Below are 17995 nucleotides of genomic sequence, written 5' to 3' on the forward strand. Positions count from 1 at the left end.
GAGGCCTGTTCATGCAGCGAAGAGTCTCCCTGGCCGTCGGCACCGTCTCCCTGGTCGTCCTGGGTGCCACCGTCCCCGCCGCGCACGGCGCCCCCGAGGCGACGCCCGCCGCCACCGCCGGCACCCTCACCTCGCAGGACATCGCCACCGCGGGCACCGGCTCCCCCTACTACCGCATCCCCGCCCTCACCAGAACCACCAAGGGCACCCTGATCGCCGCCTACGACGCCCGCCCCACCCTCGGCGACCTGCCGGGCAACCTCGGCGTCGTCCTGCGGCGCAGCACCGACGGCGGCACCACCTGGCAGCCCCAGCAGGTGGTGCGCAGGGAAGCCGCGCCGAAGGGCTTCGGCGACCCCAGCCTCCTCGTCGACCGGGAGACCGGACGGATCTTCGTCTTCTACGCGGCCTCCGTGAACCAGGGCTTCTTCGGCTCGGCGACCGGCAACGACGAGAGCGACCCCGACGTCCTCCAGGCCGACTACAGCTACTCCGACGACGACGGCCTGACCTGGAAACACGAGCGGATCACCGCCGAGATCAAGAACCCGGCCTGGGCCGGCATGTTCGCCGCCTCCGGAGAGGGCATCCAACTGCGGCACGGAACCTACAAGGGCCGCCTGGTCCAGCAGTACGCCATCCGCCACAACGGCGCCAACTACGCGGTCAGCGCCTACAGCGACGACCACGGCGCCACCTGGAAGACGGGCACCCCGGTGGGACCCGGCGGCGACGAGAACAAGACCGTCGAGCTGTCCGACGGCCGCGTCATGCTCAACAACCGCTCCAAGCCGTACCGCACGGTCGCGTACTCCACCGACGGCGGCGTCACCTACACCCCCTTCCAGCAGGACGGGGAACTGCCGGACCCCGCCAACAACGGCTCCATCGCGCGCTTCGCACCGGACGTCGCCGCCTCCCACCCGCGGTCCTCCTGGCTGCTGTTCAGCAACACCGCGACCACCGGCAGCCGCAGCAACCTCACCGTCCGCCTCTCCTGCGACAACGGGCAGAACTGGCCCATCCGCAAGACCGTCGAGGCCGGTTCCGCCGCCTACTCCACGCTCACCCCGCTCGACGACGGCACCGGCGCCAACTCCCGCGTGGGCCTGCTGTGGGAGCGCGCCGACTACCGGCACATCACCTACTCCTCCTTCGACCTCAAGTGGCTCGGCGGAGTCTGCGCGCCCGTCACCGTCACCCCGCCCACCGCCCTGCCCGCCGGGCAGACCACCGACGTGGCCGTCCGCGTCGTCAGCCAGAACGACGTGGGTCTGCCCGCCGGCACGGTCTCCCTCAAGCTCCCGCAGGGCTGGAGCGCCCCGAGCGTCACCATGCCGGCGCTCCAGCCCGGCCAGGGCGCCAACGTCCAGATCCCCGTCACCGTGCCCGCGAACGCCACCGCGGGCGGCGTGGCGAGCACCGCGACCTACCGGGTCCGCGGCTCCCAGCACTCCTACGGCGACACGACGCTCAACGTCACCGCGCCGTAGCCCGGCCCGGGCCGCCCGCACGCCCGCCCCGCGACACGGCGGCGGGCGGCCCGTTCCACCCCGTACCACCACTCGCACAGCCCAGGAGACACCATGTCCTCGTCCCAGCCCCTGAGCGGCGTCGTGCCGCCCGTCTGCACTCCCCTGGATGCGACGGGCGAGGTCGACACCGCCTCGCTCGCCCGGCTCGTCGAGCACCTCGTCAGCGGGGGAGTGCACGGGCTGTTCGCCCTGGGCTCCAGCAGCGAGGTCGCCTTCCTCACCGACCGGCAGCGGGCGGTGGCCCTGGAGACGGTCGTCGAGGCCGCCGCGGGACGCGCGCCCGTGCTCGCCGGCGCCATCGACATGACCACCCCGCGGACGCTCGTCCACGCCGAGGCCGCCCGGAAGGCGGGCGCCGACGCCCTGGTGGCCACCGCCCCCTTCTACGCCCGCACCCACCCGCGCGAGATCGCCCGGCACTTCCGCACGGTCCGCTCCGCCGTCGACCTGCCCCTGTACGCCTACGACCTCCCCGTCTCCGTGCACAGCAAGCTCTCCGCCGCCCTGGTGCGCGAACTCGCCGAGGACGGCACGCTGGCCGGCCTCAAGGACAGCAGCGGAGACGAGGGCGGGTTGCGCCGGCTCCTCGTCGAACTCGGCGGACGCCACGGCCGCGCCGACGGCCCCGCCCCCTCCTTCAGCGTCCTCACCGGCTCCGAACTGACCGTGGACGCCGCCCTGCTGGCCGGCGCCGACGGCGTCGTCCCCGGCCTCGGCAACGTGGACCCCGCCGGTTACGTCCGCCTCTACGACGCCGTACGCGGCGGCGACCTGGACGGCGCCGTCAAGGAACAGGAGCGGCTCGTCGAGCTGTTCGGCCTGGTCGACGCCGGCCCGGAGGACGAGATGGGCCGCAACTCCTCCGCCATCGGCGCCTTCAAGCACGCGCTGCGGCTGCTCGGAGTCATCACCCACGGCACCACCGCCGCCCCGCAGATCCAGCTGGGCGACGCCCCGGTCGCCCACGTCGAGCGGCACCTGCGCGGTGCCGGGCTGCTGCCGGTCCGATGACCGGACCGCACTTCGACGCGCCGGTGATCGGCCTCGACCTGGGCGGTACGAAGATCGCCGCCGCCCTGGTCGGGGCCGACGGCACCGTCCTGGCCCGGCACACCCTGCCCACCCCGGCAACGAGCGGTGCCCGGGCGGTGCTCGACGCGCTGGCCGAGGGCGTCCGCGCGGTGCGGGCTCCGGGCGTCGCCGCGATCGGCGTCGCCGCGGCCGGTGTGATCGACCCCGCCGCCGGAACCGTCACCAGCGCCACCGACACGATCCGCGGCTGGGCCGGCACCGCCCTGGCCGCCGGCCTCGCCGCCCGTACGGGATACCCGGTGGCCTGCGACAACGACGTACGCGCCGCCGCCGCGACGGAACTGGCGGACCTGGGCGACGACGGCACCCTGATCTACGCCGCCGTCGGCACCGGCGTCGGCGGCGCCGTCGCCACCTCGGGACGCGTGCTGCACGGCACCGCCGGAATCGCCGGACACCTCGGACACCTGCCGAGCCCCGAGGCGGACGGGCTGCCCTGCACCTGCGGGGCCACCGGCCACCTGGAGGCGATCGCGGCCGGACCCGCCATCACCGCCCACTGCGCACGGCTCGGCGGGAAGCCGGCCGACCGCCTGGAAACCGTCGCCGAACGCGCGGCCCACGGCGACCCGCACGCCACCTCGGCCATCACGCTCGGCGCCCGGGCGACCGGCCGCGCCCTCGGCGGCCTCGCCAACACGCTCGGCCCGCACCGCGTCGTCGTCGCCGGCGGCGTGCCCCGTATCGGCCCCCTGTACTGGGACGCGCTGTGCACGGCCTTCGCCGCCGAACTCATGCCCCCGCTGCGCGCGTTGCGCCCGCAGTCGCCGCGCTCAGGCGCCGACGCCGCGGTCCTCGGGGCGGCCGTGCTGCCCCGCACCCTGCCCCTGCACCAGCCCCACACCACCGGAGCACCGTCATGACCCCGCCCCCGCCCCTGGCCGACGCACTCGAAGGCCGCCTGATCGTTTCCTGCCAGGCACCTCCCGGCGACCCCATGCGCCACACCGACACACTGGTCCGCATGGCCCGGGCCGCGCGGGCCGGCGGCGCCGCGGCCGTCCGCGTCAACGAACCCGAGGTCGTCGCGGCCACCGTCGCCGCCGTGGAGCTGCCGGTGATCGGACTGTGGAAGGACGGCGACACGGGCGTCTACATCACGCCGAGCGTGCGCCACGCCCTCGCCCTCGTGGAGGCGGGCGCCGCCGTGGTCGCGGCCGACGCCACCGCCCGGCCCCGCCCCGACGGCAGCACCTTCGCCGACCTCGTCGCGGCGGTCCACGCGGCCGGTGCCCAGGTCATGGCCGACGTCTCGACCCTTCAGGAGGGCCGGGAGGCCGCCGCACAGGGCGCCGACCTGGTGTCGACGACCCTGTCCGGCTACGTCCCGGGCTCCCCGCGGCAGGCCGCGCCCGACCTGCGGCTCGTCGCCGAACTCGCCGCCGCCGTCCGGGTTCCGGTGATCGCCGAGGGCCGGATCGCGACCCCGGCCCAGGCCGCCGAGGCGCTGGCCGCGGGCGCGTCGAGCGTCGTCGTGGGCACCGCCATCACGGCACCGACCGCGCTGACCAAGCTCTTCGTGGACGGTCTCGCGTCCTGATCCGGCACGCGCGAGGGGCGGTGGGAGCCATGCCCCACCGCCCCTTACACACACCCCTGCGTCCGAGGATCAGACCGCCGGCGCCGGGTACGTCGGGTACTCCACCCCGGAGACGTGCTGCACGACGCGCACGACCTGGCAGGAGTAGCCGAACTCGTTGTCGTACCAGAGGTAGAGGATCGCGTTGTCGCCCTCGACCTTCAGCGCGCCGGCGTCCACGATCGAGGCGTGGCGCGAGCCGATGAAGTCGCTGGAGACTGCGTCGGGGGCGCTGATGAAGTCGATCTGGCGCTTGAGCGGCGAGGTCAGCGACACGTCGCGCAGGTGGTCGAGGACCTCCTCGCGGCTCGCCTCACGGGCGAGCTGCAGGTTGAGGATCGCGATCGACACGTCCGGCACCGGGACGCGGATCGAGCTGCCGGTGATCTTCGCCTTGAGGTCCGGGAGGGCCTTCGCCACGGCGGAGGCGGCACCCGTCTCGGTGATGACCATGTTCAGCGGCGCGCTGCGGCCGCGGCGGTCCGACTTGTGGTAGTTGTCCAGCAGGTTCTGGTCGTTGGTGAACGAGTGGACCGTCTCCACGTGGCCGCGCAGCACGCCGTACTCGTCGGCCATCGCCTTCAGCGGCGGGACGATCGCGTTGGTGGTGCAGGACGCGCAGGACAGGATCCGCTCGTCCGGCTTGATGGTGTCGTGGTTGACGCCGTGCACGATGTTGGGGACGTCGCCCTTGCCCGGCGCGGTCAGGACGACCTTGTCGATGCCGGGGCGCAGGTGCTTCGACAGGCCCTCGCGGTCGCGCCACTTGCCGGTGTTGTCGATGAGGATGGCGTTCTTGATGCCGTACGCCGTGTAGTCGACCTGCGTCGGGTCGTCGGCGTAGATCACCTTGATGGCGTTGCCGTTGGCGAGGATCGTGCTGTTGTCCTCGTCGACGGTGATCGTGCCCTGGAACTGGCCGTGCACGGAGTCGCGGCGCAGCAGCGAGGCGCGCTTGACGAGATCCTGCTCCCCGCCGCCCCGGACCACGATGGCGCGCAGCCGCAGGCCGTTGCCCGAGCCGGCCTTCTCGATGAGCAGGCGGGCGACGAGCCGGCCGATGCGGCCGAAGCCGTACAGGACGACGTCGCGCCCCTCGCGCCGGTCGATCTTGTTGGCGCCCGTGGCCCCGGCGACGGCGTCGGCGGTGAACTCCTCCACCGTCAGCCCGCGGTCGTCGCTCTTGTAGGTGGCGGCGAGCATGCCGATGTCGATCTGCGAGGGACCGAGGTCGAGCGTGGTGAGGGCCCGCAGGAAGGGCATCGTCTCGGTGACCGACAGCTCGGCACCGGCGATCTGGCGGGCGAAGCGGTGGGTCTTGAGGATGCTGACCACAGACTTGTTCACCAGGGAACGGCTGTGCAGCAGGATCGTGACGTCCTGCTCCCGGTGCAGCTTCCCGATCATCGGGATCATCGATTCCGCGATCTCTTCGCGGTTCTTCCAGTTGGTGAACGAGTCGTCGTTGGCAGTCACGTCTCTATCTTTCGAGCTAGGCGGCGCTCATATGCTAACCCGACCGCCCTTCTGATCGATCAAGTGGGCCCCCTGCCGATCAGATGAGTGCCGGTGGAGGCCGACGGGCGCCGACCCCGAACGCCCGCCGGCCCGACCCGCCTCAGCGTGCGTCGCTCCAGGAGTGGGCGACGTCCACGACGACACGGCCGTCCAGTGCCAGCACCCGGAAGGGCAGCCGGGCCCGGACGCCGAGCCCGATCTGTGTCTCGCCCTCGAAGCTGCCGGCGAACCGGGCGTCCCTGAAGGTGCGGTACCCGGTGAGGTCGACACCCGGCAGGGGCCGGCCGGCCCGCCCCGGATACGTGGGGGCGCCGGTCTCGGGGCGGTATCCGGGCGCGGCGACCCGGACCTCGAGGACGGCTCCGCCGCCGACCGCGATCGGGCGGCCCGAACCGTCCTGGTGCAGCCGGTCGACGTACCGGACGAAGTAACCGAGGCGGCCGGCGTCCGCCCCGGGCACGTCGACGACCATGCGGTCGAAGCACGCGTGGCGCCCGGTCCTGACGTCCCGCACGGGCGTCGTCGTGCCCGCGACGCGGGTCTTGTCCCGGCTGCCCCACCCGGTGGGGCACGCCGTGGTGTGCGCGGTGTGCCGTACGGTGCTCCGCGCGTCGGTGGCCGGGGCCGCGTCGGCCGCGACCGTGGCCGTTCCCAAGGCGGCGCCCGCGAGCAGGACCGCCATCCATGCTGATCTGCTTCGTCGCATTGTGTCCCCCCGGGGTATGGATGTTCCGGTATTGGGTGGGACGAGCGAATTGACCGGAAGGTTGCACTGTCGGCGGGGCCGTCGGGAACGCCACGGGGGACGAGGGGGCGACGGGCCCGATCGAACTCGGTCGGCCCGGCGCCCGGCGTCGAACATGATTGCGCCCTGGGCGATCGGGTACGCGAGCCTGGACCGCCCCGTGCCGATCATCGGGCGGGTCCACCACCGTCGCTACCAGGGATCTGCCATGGAAACACCCGCGAACGACAACTCCGTCTCGCCCGCCCAGCGGGCGCTGGACGCACTTGCCGAGAACACCGAGGACACGACGGCGCTCGACACGCTCGCGAGCAGCGACGTCCTCGTCCCGGTACCCGACGACGCGAACGACCAGGACGCCGCCGACCCCGGGATGCTGGCACTGCCGGTGCTGGAACAGCAGGGCGGCCGCCAGGTGGTGCCCGTGTTCACCTCGGAGCTGGAGATGGCCGACCTGCTGCCGTACGTCTCCCGCTACCGCATGGTGCCGCTGGGCGCCCTCGCCGCGCAGTGGCCGGCCGACGACCTGTCCCTGTCCATCGACGCGGGCTCGGAGCACCGCCTCACGCTCACGTCGGACGGCGTGCGCACCCTGCTGGCCCGTCCTTAGAGGGCCGGCCCGTCCCTAGGGGCGGGCGTCCTCCACGTCGCCGAGCATGCGGGCCAGTGCGGCCCGCTGCAGCGGCAGTACCTCGGTGTGCAGGTCCCGGCCGCGGCGCGTCAGAGTGACGTACACACCGCGGCGGTCCTCCGCGCACATCGAGCGCTCCACCAGCCCGTCCTTCTCCAGCCGGGCGATGAGCCGGGACAGCGCGCTCTGGCTCAGGTGGACCCGGCCGACCAGGTTCTGCACCCGGCACTGGGCGCCCTCCTCGGGCGCCTCGGTCACCAGGAGGTCGAGCACCTCGAAGTCGCTCGCGCCCAGACCGTGCGGGTGCAGTACGCGGTCGATCTCGCACATCGTGCGCGCGTGCACCGAGAGGATCTCCCGCCACCGCTCCTCGAGCCGCCCACCGGCCGTCTTGACTGCCATACCTGCACGGTAACACCGAAGCGACTGTTCCTTGTCCGTGCAACTAGTGTGCGTGCAAGGACCGGCGAGGGGCGCGGAGGGGCAACGGGCTCGTTCAGGCCGAGTCGCGCTTCACCAGCTCCGTCGGCAGGATCACCGCCGCCGGGTCGTCCCCGCCGATCTGGGCCAGCAGCACCCGGACCATCTCCGCGCTGATCCGGTCCCAGGGCTGCCGGATGGTGGTCAGTTCGGGACTGGCGGCGACCGCCGCGGGGGAGTCGTCGAAACCCCCCACCGCCACGTCCTCGGGCACCCGCCGCCCCGCCCGTTGCAGCGCCGCCAGCACCCCCTGCGCCATCAGGTCGGACGCCACGAACACGGCGTCCACGTCCGGCGCCTGCGCCAGCAGCCGCTCCGCCCCCGCCTCACCGCTGGCCCGGCTGTAGTCGCCGGAGACGACGAGCCGTTCGTCGACGCCGACACCCGCCTCGCCGAGCACCTCCCGGTACCCGGCCAGGCGCTCCACACCGCCGGGGGTGTCGAGCGGGCCGGTGACCACACCCACCCGCCGCCGCCCCAGCGACAGCAGATGGCGGACCATGTCCCGGGCGCCGTCCCGGTCGTCGGCGGCCACGTAACTCACCTTCGAACCCAGCCCGATCGGCTTGCCGCACGCCACCAGCGGCACACCCGCCGCGCGCAGCTCCTCGGCGACCGGGTCCCCGGAGCGACTGGAGACCAGCAGCACGCCGTCGACGTGCCCCGCCGTGATGTACCGCGTTATGCGCCGCCGCTCGTCCTCCGTACCGGCCAGCATCAGCAGCAGCGGAACGTCGTGCGCGGCCAGCGCCTGGGTGCAGCCGCGCAGCAGGACGTTGAAGTTGGGGTCCTCGAAGAACCGCTCCTGCGGCTCGGTGAGCAGGAAGCCCACCGAGTCGGACCGCCCGGTGATCAGCGACCTGGCGTGCCGGTTGACGACGTAACCGGTCTTGCGGATGGCCGCGTTGACGGACTCCTGCGCGGCCGGGCTGACGTAGTGCCCGCCGTTGAGCACCCGTGACACCGTGCCCCGCGACACTCCCGCCTCGCGCGCCACGTCGTGGATCGTGGGCGGTCGGCGCCGGCCCCCCGTGTTGCTCATGGTCATGACTTTACGGCCCCGGAGAGCAGGTCGAGGCTCCAGAACCGCTGGACGACCAGGAAGAGGGCGACGAGCGGAAGCACCGCGAGGAAGGCGCCGGTGATGACCAGTGTGTAGAGCGCGGGCGTGTTCGCGCCCTGCTCCAGCAGCGTGTACAGACCGAGCGTGATCGGGAACTTCTCGTCGTCGCTGAGCATGATGTAGGGCAGCAGGAAGTTGTTCCACACGGCCACGAACTGGAACAGGAACACCGTCACCAGTCCCGGCACCATCATCGGCAGCGCGACCCGGGTGAAGATCCGCCACTCGCTCGCCCCGTCCATCCGCCCGGCCTCCACCACGTCGGCGGGCACGGCCGCCGCGGCGTAGATGCGTGCCAGGTAGACGCCGTAGGGGGAGAGGATCTGGGGGAGCAGCACGGCCAGGTACGAGTCCGTCAGGTTCGCCTCGGCCAGCAGCAGGTACTGCGGCACGGCGAGGATCACCGGCGGCATCAGCACCCCCGCCAGCAGCACGTTGAACAGCGTCTCCCGGCCGCGGAAGCGGTACGTCGCCAGCGCGTAGCCGCTGAACGCCGACACGACCGTGGACAGCAGGGCGCCGAGACCGGCGTAGAGGGCCGAGTTGGCCATCCACTGCCAGTAGACGCCGTCGCGGTAGGCGCTCAGGTCGCTCACGTTGTCGGCGAAGCCCGTGCCCGGCAGGAAGGTGAAGGTGGAGAACAGTTCGCTGCCCGACTTGGTGGCCGCGATGACCACCCAGGCCACCGGCAGCAGGCAGTAGACCGCGCCGAGCAGCAGTGTGAGCGTCGGGACCGGCGCGATGCGGCGGCGCCGCGGCGGGCCCTGCGCCGTGCCGGGCGTGGTGCCCGCCGCCGGCCGCGCCTTGCGTACGGCAAGAGAACTCATCGTGCTGCCTCCTGCTTGTTGCGACGGTTCGCTGCCCGCAGAAAGCCGAAGGACAGCACCAGGGTGACGAGCGCGATGATCGCCGCCTGGGCGGCAGCGGCGTGGATGTCACCCTTGCCGAAGGCGTCCTGGTACACCTTCATCAGCGGACTCCAGGTGGTGGACACGGAGTTGGTGAGCGGCTTGAGGGTGGTCGGCTCGTTGAACACCTGGAGCGTGGCGATGATCGAGAAGAAGAACGTCAGCACCAGCGACGGCGCCACCATCGGGATCTTGATCCGCAGCGCGATCTGCAGCGGGGAGGCGCCGTCCAGCTTCGCCGCCTCGTACACCTCGGCCGGGATGGCCCGCAGCGAGGTGTAGATGACGATCATGTTGAAGCCGGTGCCGCCCCAGACCGCGATGTTCGCCAGCGCGAGGTAGAGCGGACCGCCGTCCAGCAGGTCCGGCTGCGGCAGACCGAGCCGGTCGAGCACGAAGTAGAAGGGGCTGACGTCCGGCAGGTAAAGGAAGCCCCACAGCAGCGCCGCCACCACGCCGGGAATGGCGTACGGCAGGAAGATCGCGAGCCGGGTGACCGGGGTGAACCGCACCTTCTCGGAGTCGAGCATCAGGGCGAACAGCAGGGCGAGGCCCAGCATCACCGGCACCACGACGCAGCCGTAGCCGAGGACGCGCAGCGCCCCGTCCAGCAGCTCGCTGTCGGTGAGGGCGTCGGTGTAGTTCTGGAGACCGGCCCACACCTCCTCGCGCGCCCCGGCGCCCAGTCCGAGCCCGGAGACCTCGACCTTGCGGAAGCTGAGGTAGACGGCGTAGCCGATGGGCAGCGCGAAGAAGAGCAGGAACAGGGCGATCGCGGGGATCAGGAAGGCATACGGGGCGCCCTTGACCCCGTACGGCCTCCGGCGTGCCGTCGTACTGGTCACCGGGCGACCTCGAAGCCCTGCTTCTTCAGGTCGGCGACCGTCTCCTCCTGCATGGTGCCCAGGGCGGCGGTGAAGTCCGACTTGTTCTTCGCGGCGGCGCCGAACGCGTCCTTGAAGGCCGTGTAGGCGACGTTGACGTTGGGGCCCCAGGCCGAAGGCGCCGTCGTCTTCGCGATGGCGGCGGCCTTGGTGTAGAAGTCCGGCTGGTTGGCGAAGAACGCCGGCGGGTTGGCGAAGGCACCGCTGAGCTGGGCGGAGGTGGAGGCCGGGTAGATGCCTCCCTCCGTGGCCAGGGCGCTGAGCGCGTCGCCGTCGGTGTTCAGCCACTCGGCGAACCTGGCGGCGGCGTCCTTGTGCTCGGAGTCGGTGGTGACGCCGGTGGAGGAGCCGCCCCAGCTGCCGGTGCGGTTCTCGCTGTCGGACCACTGGGGGAGCGGGGCCATGGCCCACTTGCCCTTGGTGTCGGGCGCGGCCGTGGTCAGCGTGCCGGGCGCCCACACGGCGCTGACCCAGGCGATCTGCTTGCCGGTGTTGAGCGCCTTGTTCCAGGCCGGGGTGTACATCGGCTGGTTGTCGACGGCGCCCTCCTCGACGAGGCCGCCCCAGAAGTCGGCGACCTTCTTCGTCGCCGCGTCGTCGATGCCGACCTTCCACTTGTCGCCCTCGGTCGTCCACCACTGGGCGCCCGCCTGCTGGGCCAGGCCCGCGAAGAGGCCGGAGTCGTTGGCGGAGAAGGTGGTGAGGTCCTTGTCGGGCGCCGCCTTCTTCAGCTCGCGCGCGGTCTCGGCGAACTCGTCCCAGGTGGCCGGGACCTTGAGGTCGTACTTCTTGAACAGGTCCTCGCGGTAGTAGAACATCATCGGCCCGATGTCCTGCGGGACGGCGTAGACGGCGTCCGTGCCCAGGGTGGTCTGCTGCCACACTCCCTCGGCGAACTTGCCCTTCACGTCACCGACCTCGCCCGATATGTCGGCGAGCGCGTCGTTGCTGACCAGAGTCGGCAGCGCCTGGTACTCGGCCTGCACCAGGTCGGGCCCCTGGCCGGCCTTGTGGGCGGTGAGGATCTTGGTGACCAGCGTGTCGCCGGACGCCTGCTTCTTCACCGCGACCGTGATCTGCTCCTTCTTGCCCGGCCCCTTGTTCCACAGGTCGACGACCTTGTCCATGCCGGGCGTCCAGGTCCAGTACGTCAGCGAGACCGGGCCCGACCGGGCGTCGCTGTCGTCGTCGGACGAGCCGCAGGCGGCGAGGGCGGTGGCCCCGAGGGCGACGGCGACGGCCGAGGTCACCAGGCGGCGGCGCTTCGTGTACGGCATGGAACTCTCCCCTGACCTGCGGTCTCCGCCTGCTGCGAAGACCTGCCATGCTTCTGTGAGCGTTCACAGTAGAGAAACATCCCGGACACTTGTCAATGGTTGTTGCTGTGCGGTTATGTTGGACTCACACCGCCGACAGCGTGTGTGTACGTTCCCAATTGATCGATCACATCGGGAGACCATCCATGCCGGAGACCACCCCCAGGGGCCTGGCCGGGCTCGCCTTCGGCGGGGACTACAACCCCGAGCAGTGGCCGGAGGAGACCTGGCAGGAGGACGTCCGGCTGATGCGCGAGGCCGGCGTGACGATGGTGAGCGCCGGGATCTTCTCCTGGGCGCTGCTGGAACCCGCCCCCGGCACCTACGACTTCGGCTGGCTGGACCGCCTCCTCGACCTGCTGCACGACAACGGCATCCGCGCCGACCTCGGCACGCCCACCGTCGCCCCGCCCGCCTGGTTCTACCGGGCCCACCCCGAGGCGCTGCCCGTGACCGCCGAGGGAGTGCGGTACGAGTTCGGCTCCCGGGGCGCCATCTGCCACAGCAACACCGACTACCGCGCCGCCGCCGCGAACATCACCACCAGGCTTGCCGAGCGCTACGGCACCCACCCGGCCCTCGCGCTCTGGCACGTCCACAACGAGTACGGCGTCCCCGTCTCCGCCTGCTACTGCGACTCCTGCGCCGCGCACTTCCGCCGCTGGCTGGCGACGACGTACGGCACCGTCGACGCCGTCAACGAGGCCTGGGGCACCGCCTTCTGGGGTCAGCGCTACGCGGGCCTCGACCAGATCAACCCGCCGCGCACGACCCCGACGGTGGGCAACCCGGCCCAGGCGCTGGACTACAAGCGCTTCGCCGACGCCACCATGCGCGAGAACTTCCGCGCCGAGCGGGACGTCCTGCACCGCCTCTCACCCGGCGTCCCCGTCACCACCAACTTCATGACCGCGCTCAGCCAGTGCGACTCCGTCGACTACTGGGCCTGGGGCCGCGAGGTCGACCTCGTCACCAACGACCACTACCTGATCACCGACGGCCGCCGCACCCACGTCAACCTCGCCATGGCCGCCGACCTCACCCGCTCCGTCGCGGGCGGCGCACCCTGGCTGCTGCTCGAACACTCCACCTCGGGCGTCAACTGGCAGCCCCGCAACCCCGCCAAGGCCCCCGGCCAGATGGCCCGCAACTCCCTCGGCCACGTGGCCCGCGGCTCCGAGGGCGCCATGTTCTTCCAGTGGCGGCAGTCGAGGCGCGGCGCCGAGAAGTTCCACTCGGCGATGCTGCCGCACGGCGGAACCGGGACACGCGTCTGGCGCGAGGTGACCGAACTGGGCGCCTCGATCGACTCACTGGCCCCCGTCCGCGGCACCCGCACCGAAGCCGACGCGGCCATGGTCTGGGACTGGCAGTCCTGGTGGGCGCAGAACCTCCAGTGGCGTCCCAGCGAGGACCACGACCCCCGCGAACGCGCCGACGCCTTCTACGAAGCCCTCTACGACCGTCACCTGACCGTCGACTTCGCCCACCCGGAAGCCGACTTGTCGGCCTATCCACTTGTCGTCGTCCCCGCGCTGTACCTCGCGACCGAGGCGGCCGGGAACAACCTGCGCGAGTACGTCGAGAACGGCGGCACCCTCGTCGTCTCGTACTTCTCCGGCATCGTCGACGAGCACGACGCCGTCCACGAGGGCCCCTACCCGGGCGCGCTCAGGGACGTGCTGGGCCTCACCGTGGAGGAGTTCTCACCCCTGCTCGCGGGCGAGCGGGTCGGGCTCACCGGCCCGGACGGCTCCGGGCGGAGCGGCGACGTGTGGACGGAGTTCGTCGTGCCGCGCGGCGCCGAGCCGGTGTGGACGTACACCGACGGCCTCACCGCGGGCCACCCGGCCGTCACCCGCCACCGCCTCGGCGAGGGCACCGCCTGGTACGTCTCCACCCGCCTCGGCCCCGAAGGCCTGGACGCCGTCCTCGGCCGGGCGGCCGAGGACGCGCGCATCAGCCCCCGCGCCGACCTGCCCCGAGACGTCGAAGTGGTGCGCCGCACCGGCGAGTCGGGCACCTACCTGTTCGCGATCAACCACACCGCCTCGGACGCCAAGGTGCCGCTGGACGCGCACGGCACCGAACTGCTCACTGGGGAGCGCGCCGCGGGCCGCCTCGCGGTCCCGGCCGGCGCCGTGCGGATCGTACGACTCGACACCCCCTAGCCCCGGTTCTCGCTGCTTTCCGCCCCATCCCCAAGTCGAAGGGACCACGGACGACGATGTTCCATCCCAGACGCGCTCTCAAGCCCCGACGCACTCTCAAGGCCCTGCTGCCGCCCCTCGTGGCCGGGCTCGCCCTCACCGCCCTGCCGGCCCAGACCGCCCAGGCGGCGAGCACCCTCACCAACGGCGGCTTCGAGACCGACGCCGGCGGCGCGGCCACGCCCGCCGGCTGGTCCGAGTACGGCTCGACCGGCGCCTCGTACACCGAGGCCGGCGGCCACGGCGGCGGCAACCGACTGAGCCACTGGTCCTCGTCCGCGTACAAGGTCGAGACGTACCAGTACCTCTCCGGGCTGGCCGACGGCAGCTACCGGCTGACCGCCTGGGTCCGCTCGGGAGGCGGCCAGAACGCCGCCTGGATAGCCCTGAAGAACTGCGGCGGTGCCGAGCAGCGCACCGACCTTCCGGTATCCACCGCTGGGTGGATCCGGATCGTCGTGCCGGTCAGTGTGACTGCCAACCAGTGCACCATCAGCATCAATAGTGACGCGAACGCCGGCAACTGGATCAATGTCGACGACCTGACCTTCACGCCGGGCACGACCTCCGGACTGCCGGTCAAGGGGGCCGACGTCTCCTCCCTCGCCAAGAGCGAGGCCAAGGGCGGGACCTACCGGACGAGTTCGGGATCGGCGGGCGACGCGCTCGGCATCCTGAAGTCCGCCGGCATGAACTACGCCCGCCTCAAGGTCTGGGTGAACCCGGCCGACGGCTACAACGACAAGGCGCGCGTCCTGGCGACCGCCAAGCGCGTCAAGGACCGGGGCATGAAGCTGCTGGTCGACTTCCACTACTCGGACACCTGGGCCGACCCGGGCGCCCAGAGCAAGCCCGCCGCCTGGGCCGGCCACTCGTACGGCCGGCTGAAAAGGGACGTGTACGACCACACCCACGACGTACTCGACGCACTCAAGGTGCAGGGCACCGGCGCCGACATGGTGCAGGTCGGCAACGAGATCAACGGCGGCATGCTGTGGAACGAGGGCTCCACGGACAACTGGACGCAGCTCGCCGGGTTGATCAACAGTGGATACGACGCGGTCAAGAGCGTCGACGCGGCCACCCCCGTCGCGCTGCACCTGGCCAAGGGCGGCGACCTGGCGGGCACCCGCTGGTGGTTCGACAACGCCGTCGCGCACGGCGTCCGGTTCGACGCCATCGGCCTGTCGTACTACGGCTACTGGCACGGCCCGCTGTCCGACTTCCAGACCACCCTGGACGACGCGGCCGCCCGCTACGGCAAGCCGGTCTTCGTCGCAGAGACGGCCTACCCGTTCCGGCTGGACAGCGAGGACGCGCACGAGAACATCATCGACGTCGCCGGCGAGCTGGTTCCCGGCTACCCGGCGACCCCGGCCGGGCAGACGGCGTGGATGAACACCGTGGCGGACATCGTGGCGGCCGTCCCGAACGGCCGCGGCCTCGGCGTCTTCTACTGGGAGGCGACCTGGACCGCCGTCGACGGCAACGGCTGGGACCCCACCGACCCGTCCTCCGGCAACGGCTGGGAGAACCAGGCCCTGTTCGGCTACGACGACAGGGCGCTGCCGGCCATGGCGTGGGTCCGTCACCGCTGACACCTTCCGCACCGTCCGGCACACCTCCCGTGCCGGACGGGACGGCCCGGTACCGGACAAGGCGCCGGAGTCCCGGACAGCGGGGCCCCGGCTGCGGGACAGTGGAAGGACACGGTACGGGCGGGCCCGGACGGAGGGAGGACGAGATGCTGAGGACCCCCGTGCACGGCACGCGTCTCGACATCCTGGAGTGGCTCAAGGATCCGGCCGCCCACTTCCCGCCCGAGCACCACGCGGACGTCGTCGCGCACGGCGTCCGCGTCGAGCTCGTCGCCGCGAAGCTCGGCGTGTCCCGCCGGGCGGCCGGGACCCACCTCGACCTGCTCGCGGGCATCGGTCTGCTCCGCACCGGCGGAATCCGCGGCCGGACGTACTACCGGCGCGACGAGGTGCGGATCGCCGAGGTGGCGCGGATGTTCGAGAAGGGCTGGTAGACCGGCGGCCGCGCGGCGCCGACGAGTGACCCGGGGCCGCGCCGGCGTTAGGCTGACCCCAGCCGCGGCCCCGGTGCGCGCGGCGCGGCGGTGGGGCCCGCCGTACCCGAACCGCGGCACCGCTGCCGCCGACGGTCCCTACTTGCGAACGGGGGCATCCCCCTGCCCGGCGAGTAGGAGACGTACGACCATGACAGCCCCGAACACCGAGAGCGCCGCCGTCCGGCCCGCCCGGCGCGGCCAGGCGCCGGTCGTCGTGGCCGTCTCCCTGGGCGGCGGCACGGGCGCCGCCGCCCGCTACGCGGCCTCCCTGTGGTGGCCGACGCAGACCGGTGGCTTCCCCTGGACGACCTTCTGGGTCAACGTCGCCGGCTGCGCCCTGATCGGCGTGCTGATGGTGGTCGTCACCGAGGTGCGGGACGCCCACCGCCTCGTCCGGCCCTTCCTGGGCACCGGAGTCCTCGGCGGCTTCACCACCTTCTCCACCTACGCCGTCGACCTCCGTCAGCTGTTCGCCGCCGACCAGGTCCGTACGGGTCTCCTCTACCTCGCCGCCACCCCGCTCGCGGCGCTCGCGGCGGTGGGGCTCGCCACCTGGGCGACCCGCCGCGCGTCGCCGCCCGGAAGAGGCGGGGACACCGACGCGAAGGGTGAGGGATCGTCGTGAACTGGCTGCTGGTCGTCGCGGGCGGCATGGTCGGTGCCCCGCTCCGCTACCTCACCGACCGCGCGGTGCAGGCGCGGCACGACTCGGTCCTCCCCTGGGGCACCTTCACGGTGAACGTCGTCGGCTGCCTGGTGCTGGGCCTGCTGACCGGCGCGGCACTAGCGGGAGCCGCGGGCTCCGACCTGCGGCTCCTGCTCGGGACCGGGCTGTGCGGTGCCCTCACGACGTACTCGACCTTCTCCTACGAGACGCTCCGGCTGACCGAGACGGGCGCACGCCTCCTGGCCGCCGTGAACGTGGCGGCGAGTGTGGCGGCCGGCCTGGGGGCGGCGTGCGCCGGGGTGACACTGGCCGACGCGCTCTGGGCCTGACGCGAGGCACCGCCCCGCGTGTAGTAGGACAGGACTTCATGAGCGTCATCAGCATCGGCCAGGCCGTCGTCCTCGGAGCCGTCGAGGGGGTCACCGAGTTCCTTCCGGTCTCCTCCACCGGCCACCTGAAGATCGTCGAGGGGCTGATGGGCATCCCCGTCGACGACGACGCCGTCATCGGGTTCTCGGCGGTCATCCAGGTCGGTGCGATCGCCGCGGTGCTGGTCTACTTCTTCAAGGACATCGTGCGGATCCTCTCCGCCTGGGTGCGCGGGCTGACCGACCGGGAGGAGCGCTACCACCACGACTACAAGTTCGCCTGGTGGGTCATCTTCGCGACGATCCCGATCGTGCTCGTCGGCCTGGCCGCCAAGCCGCTGATCAAGGGGCCGCTCGCCTCGCTGTGGGTGGTCGCCGGTTCGCTGATCGTCGGCAGCGGCGTGATGTGGGTGGCGGACCGCAAGGGACGGCACAAGCGGGGTGAGGACGACACCTCGTTCAAGGACGCGATGCTGGTCGGCGGCTCCCAGATCCTCGCCCTGCTCTTCCCGGGCTTCTCCCGCTCCGGTGCCACCATGTCCACCGCCCTGATGCTCGACCTCGACCGGGTGGCCGCCACGCGGCTCTCCTTCTTCCTCGGCATCCCGGCCCTGACCGGCGCCGGACTGTACGAGCTGAAGGACGCTCTGGGCGCCGGGGCGGGTGCCGCCCCGCTGGCGGTCGGCACCCTCGTCTCCTTCGTGGTCGCCTACGCCTCGATCGCCTGGCTGCTGAAGTTCGTCGCCAAGCACTCCTTCAACGCCTTCGTCATCTACCGGATCGCGGTCGGCGTCCTGCTCTTCGGGCTGCTCGGCACGGGCGTGCTGCACAGCTGACCGCGATCCGGACCCGGTCCGCCCCCGCT

Annotated in this window: 18 protein-coding genes; 11 read left to right on the forward strand and 7 right to left on the reverse strand. The window is 72.0% G+C overall.

Annotated features, from left to right (window positions below; genetic code table 11):
- Positions 1-11 precede the first annotated feature (11 nt).
- The 4 genes from RI578_RS34835 to RI578_RS34850 all read left to right on the forward strand — a co-directional run bounded on the left by RI578_RS34835 (position 12) and on the right by RI578_RS34850 (position 4167).
- Positions 12-1493: an exo-alpha-sialidase gene (locus tag RI578_RS34835; RefSeq protein WP_310874781.1), complete on the forward strand. Its 1482-nt coding sequence runs from the start codon at positions 12-14 to the stop codon at positions 1491-1493.
- A 93-nt stretch (positions 1494-1586) separates the two neighbouring features.
- The gene (locus RI578_RS34840; RefSeq protein ID WP_310874782.1) at positions 1587-2546 is read left to right on the forward strand and encodes a dihydrodipicolinate synthase family protein; all 960 of its coding nucleotides are present in this window, start codon (positions 1587-1589) and stop codon (positions 2544-2546) included.
- Positions 2543-3490 carry an ROK family protein gene (locus RI578_RS34845; protein WP_310874783.1) on the forward strand — a complete coding sequence of 316 codons (948 nt, stop codon included), beginning with the start codon at positions 2543-2545 and terminating at the stop codon, positions 3488-3490. Before RI578_RS34840 ends, RI578_RS34845 begins: the two co-directional genes overlap by 4 nt.
- Positions 3487-4167, forward strand: coding sequence for a putative N-acetylmannosamine-6-phosphate 2-epimerase (locus tag RI578_RS34850; RefSeq protein WP_310874784.1), 681 nt, complete (start codon positions 3487-3489; stop codon positions 4165-4167). Before RI578_RS34845 ends, RI578_RS34850 begins: the two co-directional genes overlap by 4 nt.
- A gap of 69 nt (positions 4168-4236) precedes the next feature.
- On the opposite strand, the gene RI578_RS34855 is transcribed toward RI578_RS34850, so the two are convergent.
- Positions 4237-5682 carry a glyceraldehyde-3-phosphate dehydrogenase gene (locus tag RI578_RS34855; RefSeq protein WP_210959259.1) on the reverse strand — a complete coding sequence of 482 codons (1446 nt, stop codon included), beginning with the start codon at positions 5680-5682 and terminating at the stop codon, positions 4237-4239.
- A 142-nt stretch (positions 5683-5824) separates the two neighbouring features.
- Positions 5825-6430: a hypothetical protein gene (locus tag RI578_RS34860; RefSeq protein ID WP_399062417.1), complete on the reverse strand. Its 606-nt coding sequence runs from the start codon at positions 6428-6430 to the stop codon at positions 5825-5827.
- Between the two features lie 247 nt (positions 6431-6677).
- Here RI578_RS34860 and RI578_RS34865 point away from each other — a divergent pair, with 247 nt between their 5' ends.
- Complete coding sequence (locus tag RI578_RS34865) at positions 6678-7079, forward strand: SseB family protein (protein WP_121750554.1); 402 nt, start codon at positions 6678-6680, stop codon at positions 7077-7079.
- A gap of 15 nt (positions 7080-7094) precedes the next feature.
- Here RI578_RS34865 and RI578_RS34870 read toward each other — a convergent pair whose 3' ends face one another.
- From RI578_RS34870 to RI578_RS34890, 5 genes are all read right to left on the reverse strand, one after another.
- Positions 7095-7502, reverse strand: coding sequence for a MarR family transcriptional regulator (locus tag RI578_RS34870; protein ID WP_310874786.1), 408 nt, complete (start codon positions 7500-7502; stop codon positions 7095-7097).
- Positions 7503-7596: 94 nt separating this feature from the next.
- A complete protein-coding gene (locus tag RI578_RS34875; protein WP_310874787.1) occupies positions 7597-8628 on the reverse strand; it encodes a LacI family DNA-binding transcriptional regulator in 1032 nt (343 codons plus the stop codon).
- Positions 8625-9530, reverse strand: a complete 906-nt coding sequence (locus RI578_RS34880; protein ID WP_310874788.1) for a carbohydrate ABC transporter permease — start codon at positions 9528-9530, stop codon at positions 8625-8627. The genes RI578_RS34875 and RI578_RS34880 overlap by 4 nt, the downstream gene beginning before the upstream one ends.
- Positions 9527-10456 (reverse strand): sugar ABC transporter permease, encoded by a 930-nt coding sequence (locus tag RI578_RS34885; RefSeq protein WP_310874789.1) that lies wholly within the window; start codon positions 10454-10456, stop codon positions 9527-9529. The genes RI578_RS34880 and RI578_RS34885 overlap by 4 nt, the downstream gene beginning before the upstream one ends.
- Positions 10453-11772 carry an extracellular solute-binding protein gene (locus RI578_RS34890; protein ID WP_310874790.1) on the reverse strand — a complete coding sequence of 440 codons (1320 nt, stop codon included), beginning with the start codon at positions 11770-11772 and terminating at the stop codon, positions 10453-10455. The genes RI578_RS34885 and RI578_RS34890 overlap by 4 nt, the downstream gene beginning before the upstream one ends.
- Before the next feature lie 185 nt (positions 11773-11957).
- Between RI578_RS34890 and RI578_RS34895 the strand changes: the two genes are divergently transcribed.
- From RI578_RS34895 to RI578_RS34920, 6 genes are all read left to right on the forward strand, one after another.
- Positions 11958-13982: a beta-galactosidase gene (locus tag RI578_RS34895; protein ID WP_310874791.1), complete on the forward strand. Its 2025-nt coding sequence runs from the start codon at positions 11958-11960 to the stop codon at positions 13980-13982.
- 56 nt (positions 13983-14038) lie between these two features.
- Positions 14039-15619, forward strand: coding sequence for an arabinogalactan endo-1,4-beta-galactosidase (locus RI578_RS34900; protein WP_310874792.1), 1581 nt, complete (start codon positions 14039-14041; stop codon positions 15617-15619).
- A 146-nt stretch (positions 15620-15765) separates the two neighbouring features.
- On the forward strand, positions 15766-16053 hold the full coding sequence (locus RI578_RS34905) for an ArsR family transcriptional regulator (protein WP_310874793.1): 288 nt from the start codon (positions 15766-15768) through the stop codon (positions 16051-16053).
- 190 nt (positions 16054-16243) lie between these two features.
- Positions 16244-16720, forward strand: coding sequence for a fluoride efflux transporter CrcB (gene crcB, locus RI578_RS34910; RefSeq protein WP_310874794.1), 477 nt, complete (start codon positions 16244-16246; stop codon positions 16718-16720).
- The gene (crcB, locus tag RI578_RS34915; protein WP_310874795.1) at positions 16717-17091 is read left to right on the forward strand and encodes a fluoride efflux transporter CrcB; all 375 of its coding nucleotides are present in this window, start codon (positions 16717-16719) and stop codon (positions 17089-17091) included. The genes crcB (RI578_RS34910) and crcB (RI578_RS34915) overlap by 4 nt, the downstream gene beginning before the upstream one ends.
- A gap of 38 nt (positions 17092-17129) precedes the next feature.
- Positions 17130-17966 (forward strand): undecaprenyl-diphosphate phosphatase, encoded by an 837-nt coding sequence (locus RI578_RS34920; RefSeq protein WP_310874796.1) that lies wholly within the window; start codon positions 17130-17132, stop codon positions 17964-17966.
- Positions 17967-17995: the final 29 nt, after the last annotated feature.

This window comes from Streptomyces sp. BB1-1-1 (assembly GCF_031597775.1).
Classification (GTDB): domain Bacteria; phylum Actinomycetota; class Actinomycetes; order Streptomycetales; family Streptomycetaceae; genus Streptomyces; species Streptomyces thinghirensis.

Coding starts and splice junctions, on each gene's coding strand:
- RI578_RS34835 (WP_310874781.1), top strand. CDS start 12: ATGCAGCGAAGAGTCTCCCTGGCCGTCGGCACCGTCTCCCTGGTCGTC.
- RI578_RS34840 (WP_310874782.1), top strand. CDS start 1,587: ATGTCCTCGTCCCAGCCCCTGAGCGGCGTCGTGCCGCCCGTCTGCACT.
- RI578_RS34845 (WP_310874783.1), top strand. CDS start 2,543: ATGACCGGACCGCACTTCGACGCGCCGGTGATCGGCCTCGACCTGGGC.
- RI578_RS34850 (WP_310874784.1), top strand. CDS start 3,487: ATGACCCCGCCCCCGCCCCTGGCCGACGCACTCGAAGGCCGCCTGATC.
- RI578_RS34860 (WP_399062417.1), bottom strand. CDS start 6,430: ATGCGACGAAGCAGATCAGCATGGATGGCGGTCCTGCTCGCGGGCGCC.
- RI578_RS34865 (WP_121750554.1), top strand. CDS start 6,678: ATGGAAACACCCGCGAACGACAACTCCGTCTCGCCCGCCCAGCGGGCG.
- RI578_RS34870 (WP_310874786.1), bottom strand. CDS start 7,502: ATGGCAGTCAAGACGGCCGGTGGGCGGCTCGAGGAGCGGTGGCGGGAG.
- RI578_RS34875 (WP_310874787.1), bottom strand. CDS start 8,628: ATGACCATGAGCAACACGGGGGGCCGGCGCCGACCGCCCACGATCCAC.
- RI578_RS34880 (WP_310874788.1), bottom strand. CDS start 9,530: ATGAGTTCTCTTGCCGTACGCAAGGCGCGGCCGGCGGCGGGCACCACG.
- RI578_RS34890 (WP_310874790.1), bottom strand. CDS start 11,772: ATGCCGTACACGAAGCGCCGCCGCCTGGTGACCTCGGCCGTCGCCGTC.
- RI578_RS34895 (WP_310874791.1), top strand. CDS start 11,958: ATGCCGGAGACCACCCCCAGGGGCCTGGCCGGGCTCGCCTTCGGCGGG.
- RI578_RS34900 (WP_310874792.1), top strand. CDS start 14,039: ATGTTCCATCCCAGACGCGCTCTCAAGCCCCGACGCACTCTCAAGGCC.
- RI578_RS34905 (WP_310874793.1), top strand. CDS start 15,766: ATGCTGAGGACCCCCGTGCACGGCACGCGTCTCGACATCCTGGAGTGG.
- crcB (WP_310874794.1), top strand. CDS start 16,244: ATGACAGCCCCGAACACCGAGAGCGCCGCCGTCCGGCCCGCCCGGCGC.
- RI578_RS34920 (WP_310874796.1), top strand. CDS start 17,130: ATGAGCGTCATCAGCATCGGCCAGGCCGTCGTCCTCGGAGCCGTCGAG.